Here is a 15,540-nt window from a genome sequence, read left to right on the forward strand (position 1 = left end):
TTCCGATAATTGAATTGTAAATTCATAGGGTGGGTGTATTGTCTTGTCCGAGCAGATGAATGTGGGCGATTGTCATTCATAATTAACCGTCTTCGACAGTCGATCGATACGTCTCTCGACGGAAACAGCGTTCGGAATACGTGAACAGCCGAAACCGACCGCTGTTTGTATTGACGGCCTCCGGTCGTGTACCGTGTTGCCACAGTTTGATCGCTGCCGACTCGTTCACGCATTCCGAACATCGCAGAAGCTGTTGTGATCGACTGCCGGCGACCGATTTCGCATGCGTGACCCTCGAGGCCGATCGATGACCGGCCCGATGGCCACTAATCGGCGCCGCAACGGAGCGTCCACCCGCAGTGTCGACACCACTCGCCCGAAACCGCGGTGGATCGGCCACAGAGGGGACAGTTCGTCTCAGTCATCGTCGGTCGTGATGTCTGCGGACAGCCCCTGGGCCATCTCGATGTCGTTCGAATTGTTCAGCGTCCAGGCGGTGCGTTCGGTGACGGCTTCGATCACTTCGCGGCCGCTCGGGTAACCGTTACCGGACTTCTTGACGCCGCCGAACGGCAGGTGAACCTCCGCGCCGATACACGGCAGGTTCCCGTAGGCGAGTCCGACCTCGGCGTTGTCGCGGTAGTAGTTGATCTCGCGGTAATCCTCGGAGATGATCGCGCCTGCGAGGCCGTAGGCGGTGTCGTTGTGGATCTCGACGGCGTCCTCGATATCGCCCGAGTACTTCAGCAGCGCGACGTGGGGGCCGAAGACCTCCTCCTGGGTACAGCGAAGGTCCGCGTCATGATCGGCCTCGTAAACGAACGGCCCGATCCAGTGGCCGTCCTCGTGGCCGTCCGGAATCTCGTCGTCGCTCAGATCGTCGCGGTCGACGAGCACGTTCACGTCCTCGTTGCGGGCGAGTTCGTTGTACTCGAGGACTTTCTCCTTGTGCTCGCCCTCCACGAGCGGCCCCATGAAGGTGTCTTCCGCGAGCGGATCGCCGACGGCGATGTTCGCGGCGATGTCGACGAAGCGTTCCTTGAACTCGTCGTAGACGTCCTCGTGGACGATCAGGCGCTCGCTCGAGACACAGCGCTGGCCGGTCGTCTTGAACGAGCTCATTACGGCCGAGTGGACGGCCGTGTCGAGGTCGGCCTCGTCGGTGATGACGACCGCGTTCTTTCCGCCCATCTCACAGGCCGCGAGCTTGCCGGGCTGTTCGGCGACGGTCTGGGCGACCTGCTGGCCGACCTCGGCGGAGCCGGTAAAGAGGACGGTATCGACGCGCTCGTCGTCGACGATGGCCGCGCCGGCGTCGCCGAATCCTTGGACCATGTTGAAAACGCCGTCTGGGATGCCGCTGTCCTCGAACATCTCGGCGACGATCTGGGCACACCATGGCGTCTGTTCGGCCGGCTTCCAGACGACGGTGTTGCCCTCGACGAGCGAGACCGCCATATGCCAGAAGGGGATCGCGACCGGGAAGTTCCACGGCGTGATACAGCCGACGACGCCGCGTGGTTTGCGCCGCATGTACGCGTCCTTGCTCCCGATCTCGGAGGGGACCACATCGCCGTGGGGATGGCGGGCGTTCCCCGCGGCCCACTCGACCATGTGTGCGGCCTCGACGACGTCGGCCTTTCCTTCGGAGATCTCTTTGCCACACTCCTTGGTGACGATCTCGCCGAGTTCGTCCGTCCGCTCGCGCAGTTCCTGGTAGATCTCCCAGAGGTACTCCGCGCGGTCGATGTGGGACAGCGATTGCCACTCGTCTTTGGCTGCGTCGGCGGCGGCGAGCGCCGCGTCGACGTCGGCGTCAGTTCCGCGATGGAAGGTCCGAAGCGTTTCGCCAGTCGCCGGGTTTTCGCTCTCGAACGTCTCTGTCCCCGCGCCGTCGGTCCACTCGCCGTCGATGTAGTGTCGGTCCGGCTGGGCTGTTGCCTGCTGACTCATACAGGAGAGATTACCGAACAGCATCGAATAATCACGGCCTCCCATGGTCGGGGCCGCCATAGAGGGAGTGACACACGTTTCCCAACTCCAGTATATTTATGCGACTGTCGCCGAAAGGATCGGGCAGAATCGACGCATGAGCAGCACGAGTTCGACGACGACAGCGGCGAGAACGACGGACGGAACGCGACTCACACTCGAGATCTGGCATCCGGACTGCTGGGGGTTGCAGGCGACGGAGTCGGTCGACGCCGGCCTGCTCGTCCACACGGTCCACCGGACCGTCGACGAAACCGTCAAGGGACACTTCACCGTCTACGCCGACACGACGGCACAACTCGACGAGTTCGTTGCGTTCACCGAAGCATCACCGCTGACCCACTCGACGGTCGAGGTGGGTAAGCGACCGGCCAGTACGGCACCGCACCCGGGCAACGCGGCCCGCGAACTGTTCGTCGAGTACGCGCCCGAACACAGCATCAGTGACACGCTCGTCTCACAGGGATTCATTCACGACGCGTCGGTTCGCGTCGAAGGCGGCGTCGAACACTGGCCGGTCTTCGTCGCCGACGACCGTGAGGCGATCCGCAACCGACTCGAGACCGTCCGTGCCGAGATCGACGCCGAAATCTCGATCAGCAAGATCGCCTCGGCCGACGGCGCCGCGCCGGATTCGACCGACCGGCTCGACCGTCTTACGCCACGCCAGCGGGAGGCGTTCGATCTCGCCTGCGAGCGCAACTACTACGCCTGGCCGCGCGAGATCAGCACGCGCGAACTCGCCGACGAACTCGGCGTCTCGAAGACGACGCTGCTCGAGCACCTCCGGAAGGCCGAAGCCAAACTCCTCAATCCCGACGACGCCTGATCGCACGCCGCCTATTATTCCCGGCATTTCGGCGCGAATCTTTTGGTCGGGTATCGATTTAGGGGGGATCCGTCCCAGCTAGCCGATATGATACCGCCGATCGCAAGCCGATTCGTCGCCGGAACGACCGCATCCGGCGCGCTGGATCACGTCACGGACTGTAACGCGGACGGAATGGGCGCCATCGTGAACCTCCTCGGGGAACACTACCACGACCCCGAGCCCGCTGCCGCTGACGCCGACACGTACTGTCACCTCGTCTCGGAATTGGCCGCTCGCAATCTGGACGGGTGTGTCTCGGTGAAACCGTCCCAGATCGGCATCGACATCGGCCCGGACGTCTTCGAGTCGAACTTCGAGCGCATCGTCGAGATTGCGGCCGACGAAGACGTCTTCGTCTGGTGTGACATGGAAGACTACACGACGACCGACACGACGCTCGATGTCGTCGAAGCGGCAGCTCAGGACCACCCCCATGGCGTCGGCATTGCCATTCAGGCGAACCTCAAGCGCACGCGCGAGGACTTGCAGCGGTTGGTCGACGTTCCTGCCGCAGTTCGGCTAGTCAAGGGCGCGTACGACGAACCGCCGTCGGTCGCCTACGAGACGAAAGCCGAGGTCAACGAAGCCTACGAAGACCACCTCGAGTTCCTGTTCCGGGAGTTCGACCGCGGCGTCGCCGTCGGAAGCCACGATCCGGCGATGCTCGAGCACGCAACCGACCTCCACGAGGAGTATGGGACGCCGTTCGAGATCCAGATGCTCATGGGGGTGCGTGAAGACGCCCAGCGCGAACTCGCGCGCAAGGGTTACGAGGTCAACCAGTATATCCCGTACGGCGACAAGTGGCTGCAGTACTTCTACCGGCGGGTTCGCGAGCGCAAGGAGAATGCGCTGTTCGCGCTTCGCGCCGTCGTTGGTGTGTAAGTTGGAACGCCCTGTTCCCCTCGATCCCGTGGTCAACCGGACGGCTGTCGTGCAATCGAGTGTGAACTGATCGACAGCGGCTGCCATCGCCACCCGCTCGTTTGTAATGATCCTGAACGGTTCTACATGAAAAACGCACAGATTCGGTATACTTATATGTGGAAAGTGAGCACACGGCAGTAATGCCTGAGAGTAGTTCGATGAACCTGCTCTGGTTGTTTGGACCGTTCGCCGTGTATCTGGTGATGCTCGGCGTGTACTACGTCTGGGAGGGAAAGCGCGAGAAAAAGCTTCAGGAACGGTACCAGGAGGCGGAGCATGGCCAGTAGCGGACTTGCCGGCTCGGCCGGTGCCTGGGTCCTCGGAACGTTCGCGACGTATCTCCTCATCCTGCTCGGGATCGGGCTGTACTCCTCACAGCTCATGGACTCCGTCGACGACTACGTCATCGGCGGCCGGAGCGTCGGCCCCGTCGTCACGGGCTTTTCCGAACGAGCCTCCGAGATGAGTGGCTGGCTCACGCTCGGCGTCCCCAGTGACGCCTTCGGCACGGGCGTGATGGCCTTTTATAACGGGCTCGGGATGATTCCCGCCGACCTGTTCGCGTGGGCCGGGCTCGCGAAACGCCTCCGGAAGTACACGGAGATCGTGAAGGCGGTCACGCTGCCGACCTTTTTCGAGACGCGCTTGCAAGACGATACCGGCCTCGTAAAGGGCGCCTCCGCGGTCGTGCTAATGATCTTCGAAGGCGGCTACGTGGGTGCACAGATCGTCGCCGCCGGGACGCTGCTCGAGGTGCTCACCGGTGTCGAGCCGCTGATCGGCATCCTCGGTGGTGGCGTCATCGTCGTCGGCTACACCATGCTCGGCGGCTACTTCGCCGTCGCGTGGTCCGACTACTTCCAGGGCGCGATCATCCTGATCGCCTTCATTATCCTGCCGATCCTCGCGTTTACCAACTACGGACTTCCGTTCAATGACCTCGCCTCGGTCGGCAGTTCGTACACGAGCGTCACGGCCGGGATGACCGGCTGGGCGGCGATCTTCGGCATCATCAGCTATGCTGCTATCGGGCTCGGTATCCCCGGCAACCCCCACGTGATGGTTCGGTTCATGGGGATCGACGAGGTCAAGAACATCCGTCTGGCGGCACTGGTCGCCCAGCTGTTCATGTTCGTCGCCTACATCGGCGCCGGTTTCGTCGGGCTGTACGCACTGGTCGCCTTCGGCCAGAGCGGCATCGACGACCCGAATAACGTCATGCCGATGCTCACGCTCGAGTTCTTCCCCGGTGCGATCGCGGGGATCATCCTGGCGGCCGCACTCGCCGCGATGATGTCGAGCGCCGACTCGCAGCTGCTCGTCGCGACGAGCGCCATCGTCGAGGACGTGTACCACGGCTACGTCAATCCGAACGCAAGCCAGGCGAAACTCGTCCGCTATTCCCAGCTCGTCACGCTCGCACTCGGGGCGGCGAGTATCGCTTTCGCCTACATCGCGAAGGATACGCCAATATACACGCTCGTCCTCGACTACGCCTGGGGTGGCCTCGGTGCAGCCATCGGTCCGACGCTGATCGCGTCGCTGTGGTGGAAACGCGTCACTGCCGAAGGCTCGGTCGCGAGCATGATCGTCGGCACGACGACGATGTTCGTGTGGACGCAGCTGTCGTCGCTTCTCGGCGTACTCGGGTTCCAGAGTGCGGTCGACGCGTCGCCGTTCCTCACGGGACTGGTGGGCGTCTACGGCCTCTTCCCCGCGTTCGTCCTTTCGACGACGACACTGATCGTCGTCTCGCTGCTTACGCGTCCGCCGGAAGGCGTCGACGATCACTTCAACGTGTTCGACAAACCGCTCTCGGCGCTCTCGAGCAGCGATCAACCGACCGGTGCGCCGGACTACGTCACCGACGGCGGTCGCGACGTCTCCCCGAAGGCCGTTACGGAGACCGACGCCATCCGTGCACACGTCGACGCGACCGACTACTGGGAAGAGGGTGACAACTAGATGGGCGAGACACGTCGTCCGCCGGCGTCGACACCGGATGTAGACGCCGCAGGCGGTCGCCGCGACCGGACCGAACTGTCGGTCATTACGCCGGCGATCGCACGCGAAGACGTCGACTCGAGCGGCCGTGTCGGGGTCGTCGCGTATCCGTACCGCGTCTACGACGCGGTCGCGACGGTCGAACGGCCGCTGATTGCGGATCGCGACATCGACTACGTCGTCACCGTCGATCGCACACGTCGGCTCGCGGTTCGGGCCGATACGTTCCCGGAGACGGAGACGCGAACGGTCGACGACGTGCTCGTGATCCCGTCGGAACTTTCCGACGCACAGACCCACCGGAAGGCCGAGGATGCCGTGTTCAAATGGACGCTCCGGAAGGTCGCGGTCGGCTCCGAGCCGGACGTGACCTTCGCACGCTCGGTCGACGCCTACAAACTCTACTGGATCGCGTCACGGCCCGACGGCGACGTGATAATCGACAGCGTCCGCGGGACCGAGTCGCCGCTGGCGGACTGACGGGACTCCGTTCCGCCGCGACGCCGTTTCTCTAGTGAGTAGTTGGTCTCCCGTTTTCGGACTCGAATGATTTACTGCCCCGGCGAGTTCACTAGCTTCCGCTCATTCCATTAGTTCATAATGGTTCTTAACTCGAATGGGTGTTCGGCTACTCTATTGATCGGTCAGTACAGGTGCTTACTGACCGGTGAGCGATGAATTACAGTGCTTACATTGATCCCGATCTAGTTTGTTCGGTGCACCACATTGCGAACAATTAATCCGAGCCGGTGGTTCATCGGTGTCGTTCCACGATAGAATCACCATAACGAGGAGAACGAGGTATACGAACAAAAACAGCTCTAATGGGCCGAATGGGAAGAGAACGAAGAAAACAGGGAAACCAACGAACGCGTATATCGGGAGGGTTGAGAGGCGATCCATGGATTCCATCTTAGAATGTAGGAACAAAAATATTGATACTCTAAATGAAGAAACCGTATTACTAACTACTGCTAACACAGTAATGGCTACGCCGTACTGATCGCTAACTCTTCGTGCTGTACCTACCGCAGAGGGTTCTGAGCCTATCACTACCTGAGGGTTTCAACAGAGCCAGTTACTCCTTAGTAAAGAACTCATCAGCCCCTCGATCAACCTCACTTCGTGAGCTGTTCGTCACATCTTCATCGAATGCATCGACATACGGGTCCGGATCACTACATCTGGCTATGGTTTCTCTGACATCGTCCACCCCTACTCACTTGATCAGCTCCCCTCCCCGTTCTCGACTTGTGCATGCATGTCCAGCATCGTCCGATACGCATGCTCCATCACTAACTGCTCTATCTTTCGAACAACGTACTGCCCCCGTTCGGTAATTCGGTATTGGTCACCGACTGAAGTTTTCTGTTCATCCACTCTTTAATTTCCTGTACGAGTGTACGATTAAAACGTCTGGCGGCTCGTCGATTTGCTGGTGAAGTTGGTGTTGCTGGCAGAGGCGGAATTCCGTTACAAGCCGCTGTGACTGCGGCCCTGTTCCTGACGATTGCGAAAGACTACGTCGGGTTCGATCCTCCCGACTGAAGATTTGTTTTCTGAGTCTGCTTATCCGTGAGTGGCAACACTCTCCACATCAGCTGATTTTCGACGTTCTTCCGCAATTTCAATGCTGACCGATAACTGAATCCGCACGCGGTTGATTGTTGCCGGTATAAACATGTGTAATTATGCCCAATGAGTCCTCTCTGTGCAGTTCTCTCGTGAAACTAGTGATCACCAACCGCTCCGTTTTGATATCGCACTATATAATTTATGATAGGGTTCGTGGATTCAGAGAGTGGTATCAAGAAGCGTAACACTCTGCCATCGGAGGCTTGCAGCACAGTTCTGCCGTCCTTATGGCTGAAATGACTCGGAAACAAACAGTTAGGATCTTTCACCACATCTCATATATTTCAACAATGTTTGAGTTTCCCGTTTCTTGTATCGGACCGGACCTCCACGTGGGCGAAGTTCGGTCTGAATTTATTTGTTTCCTCGACAAGAAACACGGCACATGATCGAATTCGTAGTCGTAGCGTTATATGAACGACTATTAGGCGATCTTAGTCTCCAAATGCAGCCTTATCTGATTTCAATTTATTTGTTTTGAATCAATATTGTATTGATAATAGTAGTGTTCACGATCGAGATCATAGTCCTGATAAATACATTGCAAGTCGGATTCATCAGCTACTGACTGAAAATCGCAGCTGTAGACTCAATCGTGGACTCTTTTCGATTGCGCTTGATACTAAACTCTCGAGATTCATAACAGTATCTGGATTCGATAATCTAGTACGCTGGAGTCGAATAGCCACTCCAGAGCCGGTGTGATACTCGACAATCCACAGCGATTCGGCCGCTACAACCGCTGACACGGGGTATACTACAGCAACTCGTCTCATTCCTGTTTCGCGCTATATCGACCACGAACTGCTGGTCTCACTCGAGTCTGGCTGGGCCGTCGGATACCAGCCCTGTGCGGGCAGCTAATATGACGGATTATTAAACTCTCTATCCGATAATATTCGTCGTGATTAACGAATACAGCGGTAGAGAACTACGACGGTATGCGCCGTCGAGAAATGCTGCTGGCAGGAGTGGGGATCGGGAGTTGTCTCGCAGGGTGTACCGGAAGCGAGACAGCGACGAACAGGACACGCAACGACTCGACCGTCTACGAACCGGCGACCGACGAACCGATCGATGATGCTCCCGACGACACCCAGCCCGACCGACCTGATCGGGCCACTACGCTCGACGATTTCGAGGACCTCTCGCTGTGGACCAGCTACGGTGGAACGCTGATCGCGGACGAATCGACGTACTACACCGGCTCGCAGGCCGCGCGAATCTACATTGGGCCATCCGACGACCGCGGGGTAATCAGCAGGACGTTCGACGAACCGGTCGACCTGACCGGCCAGGATCTGTCGATGGCACTCCGCGCGACCACGACCGTCTATCTTTGAACAGCGAGAGAATCCCGGCGTTTACGCCCGGCGTGAATCGCGTCACTCGACTACACAATCCACAGTCGATGGCAAGCTGGAGATGCAACGTGAATCCACACCTCTAAGTTGGATTATTTATATAGGCTATGTATGGCGATCCAGGTCACTCGCACCTCTGTTGGTTCCATTCAGAACCAGCGACAGGTCTGCGATGAGCTGGATTTGCTCGGAGACGCCGCCTCGAAGATCTGGAACGTCGCACGCTGGACAGCCGACCGCATCTGGGATGAAATCGACGAGATTCCCGATGAAGGGACGCTCAAAGCGTACATGAAGAACCAAGCGTGCTGGAAAGACCTAAACGCACAATCCAGTCAGAAAGTCATCGAAGAACTTTCTGACGCTTTCCAGTCGTGGTTCGATCTACGACAGAAAGACGGCACGGCGAATCCGCCAGGCTACCGCAAACACGGCGATGAACGACCACGTAGTACGGTCACGTTCAAAGCAGACGGCTTTAAACACGACCCCGAGAATAACCGCGTCCGACTCTCGAAAGGGTCGAACCTGAAAGAGAACTGGTCGGACTTCATCCTCTGTGAGTACCAGACCCGGCCAGACGTTGACCTCTCAGAAGTCAACAAGGTACAGAACGTTCGTGCGGTCTGGAACGGCGACGAATGGGAGCTGCACTTCGTCTGCAAAGTCGAACTCGAAACCGCGGATTCAGCAGGTGACGGCGTAGCAGGCATCGATCTCGGCATCACGAACATTGCCACGGTCGCCTTCCCGAACGAGTACGTCCTGTACCCCGGCAACTCGCTCAAGCAGGACAAGCACTACTTCACCCGAGCTGAATACGATACTGAAGGTGAGAACGGCCCATCAGAGAAGTCGATGTGGGCACGGAGAAAGCTCGCTGACCGTGAGACACAGTTCTACCACGTTCTCACGGATGCCCTCATCACTGAATGTATCGAACGGGGTGTTGGCAGGCTCGCGGTGAGTTGGCCTGAAGATGTGCGTGAGTCTGATTGGGGCAAGACCGGGAACAAGAAGTTGCACTCGTGGGCATTCGACCGCATTCACCAGTACCTCAACTACAAAGGCGAGATACGTGGCGTCGAGGTGCTGAAGGAGAACGAGTGGGACACGTCGAAGACCTGCTCGCACTGTGGCGACGACACGAAGTCAAACCGGGTCGAACGTGGCCTGTACGTTTGTTCGTCGTGCGAATTGGTAGCCAACGCGGATTGTAATGGGGCGGAGAATATGCGCCAGAAGATAACTCCGAGTCCTCACGGTGAGGATAGGAGTAACGGCTGTGTGGCACAGCCATCGGTACACCTGTTCGACCGCGAGAGCGGGACGTTTCAGACGAGAGAGCAGGTCGTGTCGTAGACCAGCAAATATCCCACCTGCGGTACGGGAAGCCGCGCCGTCGTCGGGCTTTGCCCGACTGCTTGAGGGATCTCCGATCCCTCTCCGTTTACGGCGCGGAGGATGTCACCCCGCATCGTCGTTCGTCAATCCGGCGAGTATCGGCGACTCCAGCGTCCTGAATCTCGAGCAGCTCAGCGAACTCCACGACCGCGGCTGGACGATCTGCAGCCACGCGTACCGACACGACTCTCTCGACGAACTCGAGCGCGACGCCCAGGAAGCGCGCATTCGCGATGCAAAGGAGTGGCTCACAGCCCATGGGTTCGCGGACGGGGCCGAGTACTTCGCCTATCCGTACAGCAATTACGACGCTACGACGCTCGAGCTCGCCGCCGAGTACCACCAGCTCGGATTCGCCGCCGGATGGCCGGCTGCTGGGCACGTCTCGAATCGCCTGCTGGCCCCCCGTCGTGGGGATCTCGAGCCGGCAGCTGCCGAACGGCTGCTCGATCTGGCAGTCCGCCACACTGGTGTCGTCACGTTGCTGTTTCACTCGATGTGGGACTTTGAGAACGCCGGCTACCACGTCGACTCCTTCGAGACGATCGTCGACGAGGTCGCCAAACGGGAACGCAAGGGCAACCTCGACGTGCTCTCCGTCTCGGAGTTCGACTCGCGGTTGGTCAAATCGACGCTGCCCGCCCCATACATTTAATGCGATTTTGGCGACGATGCGACGCCTCGCGTGGTCTGTCCGTCGCAGAACGGCTGACAGCGTCGATGTCGCTGGAAAGCACATCGGCAACGGGACCAAACGACCGAAATACGTCGCTCTCGCCTTCCGAGTCAGTTCGTCGCAGAAAGAGCCGGTGGAGGGATTTGAACCCTCGACCTAATCCTTACGAAGGATTCGCTCTGCCAGTCTGAGCTACACCGGCACACCGTTCGTGTGCGTTTATTCGTAGGGGCGATACCGGCCATAAGGGTTGCGAATCGATCCAGTTGTGACAGAGAGTTACGGACCCCGATCGCGTTACCGCTCGAGGCGCACGTCCAGACAGACGTTCAACTCGTGGGGGGCGTACGACCGGACGGTGTGGCGCGTCTCGACGGTTACGTCGTACTCGGGTTCGGCAGCCGCACGAATCGCGCGTTCGCCCGGCCCGAACGGGTCGTCTTCGTGCTGGATGTCGTAGTAGTGGAGGACGCAATCGTCGCCGGCGAGCGTCACGGCCGACTCGAGGAACTCGTCGGCGCTGTGGGGAAGGTTCATCACGATGCGGTCGGCCCAGCCCGCATAGTCGGTGGCGACCTCGCGGACGTCGTCGTTGATGGCAGTCACGCGATCGGCGACGCCGTTGCGGCGGGCGTTCTCGCGTAGGTACTCGATCGCGTCAGCGTTGATGTCGACGCCGACACACTCCGCGCCGCGTTTCGCGAACGGGACGACGAAGGGGCCGACGCCGGCGAACATGTCGAAGGCGTGTTCGCCTGCGTCGACTTGCTCGGCGACCCGGTGGCGCTCGGTCGCGAGCCGCGGCGAGAAGTACACTTCGGCGAGGTCCAGGAGAAACTCACAGCCGTACTCGCGGTGGACGACCTCAGTGTCTTCGCCTGCCAGCAGTTCCCAGTCGCGGATGCGCGTCTCACCTTTGACCTTCGAGGCCTTGTTCAGCACCGTCCCGACGGGAAGATCAGAGTCGAGGATGGCGTCCGCGATCTCACGTGCCCGCTCCGGATCGTCCTCGTCGATGAGTGCAGCCTCGCCGAGTCGCTCGTAGGACGGCTCGAACGAGAGGAGATCGGCGGGCGTCGTCTGCGTGTCGCGTTCGTCGACCGTTCGGGTGACGATCTCGCCGTCCTCGAGTACCGCTCGGACGGCGTCGGGATCGGTCACTGGAATGTAGAGCCAGCCGTCCTCGACGGCGATCTCGTAGTCGTCGTTGATCAGATCCGCGTCGGCGAGCGTCGCACGCGTCGCTTCGCCGGCTTCGCGCGCGACGCGGACGCACGGAACTTCCATACTCGCACTGGCCGGCGAACCGGTGTAACGCTGACGTTTCGGCGAAGCGAGCCACCGTGGTGTGATAAATTAAGTTACGCTATAGAAAATACACTGGCCAAAAGTTGAGGCTGCGTTGTTCACGGTGGGAGGAGGTCATTGACATCCTCCTCCGCGTTCACGCGGAGGAATTCCGAGCGGTGGGAGTTTCAGGTTTGCAACATGGACGCCGCCACTTCACGGGAGTTTGCATCTAACCCAGCCGTCGTGGTCGGTGGCTGACTGGCGGTGCCAAACCGCCGTTACTCCTATCCTCAGCGTCGTTGACTCCCAACTGTTGTTTTTGCCAGCAGGGAGTCGCTGACACGTTGACAGATTTGGAGTTATCGTCGTGCTTGCTCAGGCCGACGGGCACAAGACGAACCCTTCGAGGATTTGCGTTCACCGCGTCGGCGTTTCGGATACTACCTCGTTACGAGGGCGGACAGGCCGCCTCCGAAGGCCGTTCGGAATCCGCTCCGTTCCGACCTGACCTTGCCATTGTGTAGAGGTTCCTGTGAGTTGAACGTTAGGATTGGAAATTCGGACTATGCTATTGTCGGTGGAACGTATCACTGAGTGACGGCGCGTATCCACGGCGTGAACGCCGTGGTATTGCGCCTGTTCAGCGTATAAACACAGTGCCTTCTCTCGTGTAGGTTAGTTACATTTTTTGGGGCTATATTTAACTAATGCTGGGTTCAATTCTGTTGTAGTCACAAATGGCTCTCCAAGAGTTACCTGATAACGCCCCTGGACGTCTCGTCCCATATGATCGGCGTCCATATTATAAACCAGATCCCCTCCCACCAGATAACGAGTTACAGTTCGAGAAAGAGTTCTATGAGATGCTATCGGAGGCGACGTTTTGGCTCGGAAAACTCAGCGGATTTAGTCTGACCACTGAATTCGCACCTGTGTTGTACACATCGTTGCTTCGGAAAGAAGCAATGGAGTCCTCAGAAATTGAAGGTGCAGATATCGATTACAATGCGCTCTATAGTTTCGAGACCCGGTCGTTGGACCGATCCAATACGACTGATGAGCAAGCAACAGCTATAGACGAAACTAAAGACGTCCAAGAAGTTCTCAACTATGAGCGTGCCCTGAAAAGCGGAATCAACACACTCGATCACGGTGATGGAATCTCGATTGACCTTCTGCACACGCTCCATAAGATACTCCTGACCAACGTGCCTGAAGACCGTCGAGAAACGGACACTATCGGTGAGTTCAAGACCGTCCCGAATCACTTGGGTGAATTCGTCCCTCCCGTTCCAAGCGCCGTCGACGGACTGATGGATGCGCTGATGACGTACATCCGAACCGGTGGAAGCTACCATCCCCTTATCGATATTGCGCTTACGCATTATCAATTTGAAACGATTCACCCGTACGGGGACGGTAATGGTCGACTCGGACGCCTCCTGATCACATTACAGTTGTATGAACAAGACTATCTTGAGCAACCAACGCTCTACCTGAGCGAGTACTTCAATCGCTACAAAGAGACATATGTTGATCGTATGAACTCCGTCCGGAAGTACGGGGAGTGGGAAGCATGGGCTGAGTTCTTCGTGAGGGGTATCCGTCACCAGGCAGAAGAATCTTTACTCCGATCGCAAGAGCTGTACTCCTTGCAACAGGAATATGAAGTTACGTACGGTGACACCTCTGCTGCCTATGCAGAACTAGCGTGTAAACTCTTTGAGCGGCCATATCTAACTGCTAACGTTGCCAAGGAACTACTCAACGTAACGGGTCCAACAGCCTACCGAGCGATCGATCAGCTAGAGGATGAAGGAGTGCTCGAGGAAACGACTGGGAAGGAACGGAACCGTGAATATCGAGCACGGGAGATTTTTGAGATTCTTGAGCGGCCACCACGAACATATTGATACCCGAAGCAAGAACAGAGAACGATCGCTGGACCATAGAAAATATGTAATGGGGGACAACTAGGCATTACAGCCCCGCTAAACCAACTGTAATCTCAACTCCCCCACTGGCCGCCGAGAGCATTTTCCGGCCGACGTGTGTACGATCGTCTCGAGATGAACACGCGAACACGGTTGACGACCGTGGAAACGGTCCACGAGAAGCGATCGTGGCGGTTCACGGTCCGTGATCAGAGCGGTGAACCGGAGGAGGTGATTCTCGTCCCCTGCGGGGACGGTGTCGAGCACGGCTCGACAGGCAGTCGACCTGCGGCCGACAGCGTCAAAGCGTGGATCAATCGCTGCACTCACGAAGCCCAGCGATTCGATACGGGCCGCGGGGTCGCGATGCGTAATGGACAAATTATCTGCCCGAGACACGGCTCGATGTTCGATTCCTGTTCGGGCTACTGTGACAACGGCGAGGCAGCCGATACGACGCTTCCATCGATCGATATCAGCGTCGACGACGGAGTCGTCTACCTGATCGATGATGAGGTGAGGTTCGTCCACGAAGGTGGAATTGACGACGGGGACGATGACGACGACGGCAGTCCCACGTCGACGTCCCACATCGGGTTCTGATCGCCCGCGGACCGACGGACGTTCGTCTCGAAAGCGTATTCCGGCCGCTACGACTACGAGCGGCTATGCTCACCTTCATCGGTCTCGGTCTCTACGACGAGCGCTCGATCACCGTCGAGGGTCGGGACGCCTTGCAGGCGGCCGACCGCGTCTACGCCGAGTTCTACACCAGCCAGCTGATCGGAACGACGATCGACGACCTCGAGTCCTACCACGACCTCGAGATCGAGGTTCGGGATCGCGCCGGCGTCGAACAACACCCCGAAGACATGCTCGAGGCGGCTGAAGACGAGGACGTCGCCTTCCTGACGGCGGGCGATACGATGATCTCGACGACCCACGTTGACCTTCGGCTGCGAGCCCACGAGCGCGGCATCGAGACGCGGGTCATCCACGGCGTTACGGCCCAGACGGCGACCAGTTCGCTGACCGGACTTCAGAACTACCGGTTCGGTAAGGCGACGACCCTTCCCTTTCCCTACGCACACGGGGCCGACGGCCTCCCCGCGAGCGTGACCGAGACGATCGACGAGAACCGGGCGGACGGATTACACACTGTCGTCTACCTTGATATCAAGGCCGAACGCGAGGAGTACATGACTGCCGACGTCGGCGCGGAACTGCTCGCCGAGAAATATCCTGATCTCGTCGGCGTCGTCGTCGCTCGCGCGGGGAGTCCCGACCCGCTCGTCGAGGCCGGGACGATGGCCGAACTCGCACAGCGGGAGTTCGGCGACCCGCTGCATCTGCTCGTCGTTCCCGGTGAGTGTCACCTGCTCGAGGCCGACGCACTGGTCGAACTGGCTGGTGCCGATCGAGAGACGCTCGACATCGTCTGAG

At 58.9% G+C, this 15,540-nt stretch carries 13 protein-coding genes and 1 tRNA gene; 11 read left to right on the forward strand and 3 right to left on the reverse strand.

All coding sequences use genetic code 11. The features are described 5' to 3' along the window. Positions 1-417 precede the first annotated feature (417 nt). Positions 418-1,953: an aldehyde dehydrogenase family protein gene (locus ACFR99_RS04000; RefSeq protein ID WP_390284611.1), complete on the reverse strand. Its 1,536-nt coding sequence runs from the start codon at positions 1,951-1,953 to the stop codon at positions 418-420. A gap of 136 nt (positions 1,954-2,089) precedes the next feature. Here ACFR99_RS04000 and ACFR99_RS04005 point away from each other — a divergent pair, with 136 nt between their 5' ends. From ACFR99_RS04005 to ACFR99_RS04040, 8 genes are all read left to right on the forward strand, one after another. After that, positions 2,090-2,821 (forward strand): helix-turn-helix domain-containing protein, encoded by a 732-nt coding sequence (locus tag ACFR99_RS04005; protein ID WP_390284613.1) that lies wholly within the window; start codon positions 2,090-2,092, stop codon positions 2,819-2,821. A gap of 87 nt (positions 2,822-2,908) precedes the next feature. Further along, the gene (locus ACFR99_RS04010) at positions 2,909-3,748 is read left to right on the forward strand and encodes a proline dehydrogenase family protein (RefSeq protein ID WP_390284615.1); all 840 of its coding nucleotides are present in this window, start codon (positions 2,909-2,911) and stop codon (positions 3,746-3,748) included. A 182-nt stretch (positions 3,749-3,930) separates the two neighbouring features. Next, a complete protein-coding gene (locus tag ACFR99_RS04015; protein WP_390284617.1) occupies positions 3,931-4,077 on the forward strand; it encodes a hypothetical protein in 147 nt (48 codons plus the stop codon). Next, positions 4,067-5,755 carry a sodium/proline symporter gene (locus ACFR99_RS04020; protein WP_390284619.1) on the forward strand — a complete coding sequence of 563 codons (1,689 nt, stop codon included), beginning with the start codon at positions 4,067-4,069 and terminating at the stop codon, positions 5,753-5,755. The genes ACFR99_RS04015 and ACFR99_RS04020 overlap by 11 nt, the downstream gene beginning before the upstream one ends. Next, the gene (locus ACFR99_RS04025) at positions 5,756-6,274 is read left to right on the forward strand and encodes a hypothetical protein (protein ID WP_390284621.1); all 519 of its coding nucleotides are present in this window, start codon (positions 5,756-5,758) and stop codon (positions 6,272-6,274) included. It abuts the gene before it with no gap. A 2,096-nt stretch (positions 6,275-8,370) separates the two neighbouring features. After that, on the forward strand, positions 8,371-8,772 hold the full coding sequence (locus tag ACFR99_RS04030) for a hypothetical protein (protein WP_390284623.1): 402 nt from the start codon (positions 8,371-8,373) through the stop codon (positions 8,770-8,772). A 132-nt stretch (positions 8,773-8,904) separates the two neighbouring features. Continuing rightward, complete coding sequence (locus ACFR99_RS04035; RefSeq protein WP_390284625.1) at positions 8,905-10,155, forward strand: RNA-guided endonuclease InsQ/TnpB family protein; 1,251 nt, start codon at positions 8,905-8,907, stop codon at positions 10,153-10,155. Next, entirely contained in the window at positions 10,079-10,852 is a 774-nt protein-coding gene (locus ACFR99_RS04040) for a polysaccharide deacetylase family protein (RefSeq protein ID WP_390284627.1), read from the forward strand. The genes ACFR99_RS04035 and ACFR99_RS04040 overlap by 77 nt, the downstream gene beginning before the upstream one ends. Positions 10,853-11,001: 149 nt before the next feature. Here ACFR99_RS04040 and ACFR99_RS04045 read toward each other — a convergent pair. Both ACFR99_RS04045 and ACFR99_RS04050 read right to left on the reverse strand, forming a co-directional pair. Beyond that, positions 11,002-11,075, reverse strand: a tRNA-Thr gene (locus ACFR99_RS04045). A 95-nt stretch (positions 11,076-11,170) separates the two neighbouring features. After that, complete coding sequence (locus ACFR99_RS04050; RefSeq protein ID WP_390284629.1) at positions 11,171-12,160, reverse strand: class I SAM-dependent methyltransferase; 990 nt, start codon at positions 12,158-12,160, stop codon at positions 11,171-11,173. A gap of 740 nt (positions 12,161-12,900) precedes the next feature. Between ACFR99_RS04050 and ACFR99_RS04055 the strand changes: the two genes are divergently transcribed. The 3 genes from ACFR99_RS04055 (at position 12,901) to dph5 (ending at position 15,539) form a co-directional block, all read left to right on the forward strand. Beyond that, the gene (locus tag ACFR99_RS04055; protein ID WP_390284631.1) at positions 12,901-14,076 is read left to right on the forward strand and encodes a Fic family protein; all 1,176 of its coding nucleotides are present in this window, start codon (positions 12,901-12,903) and stop codon (positions 14,074-14,076) included. 156 nt (positions 14,077-14,232) lie between these two features. Beyond that, on the forward strand, positions 14,233-14,700 hold the full coding sequence (locus tag ACFR99_RS04060) for a Rieske (2Fe-2S) protein (RefSeq protein ID WP_390284633.1): 468 nt from the start codon (positions 14,233-14,235) through the stop codon (positions 14,698-14,700). Between the two features lie 65 nt (positions 14,701-14,765). After that, positions 14,766-15,539, forward strand: a complete 774-nt coding sequence (gene dph5, locus ACFR99_RS04065; RefSeq protein ID WP_390284635.1) for a diphthine synthase — start codon at positions 14,766-14,768, stop codon at positions 15,537-15,539. Position 15,540 lies beyond the last annotated feature (1 nt).

The organism is Haloarchaeobius amylolyticus (genome assembly GCF_042678045.1).
Classification (GTDB): Archaea; Halobacteriota; Halobacteria; order Halobacteriales; family Natrialbaceae; genus Natrinema; species Natrinema amylolyticus_A.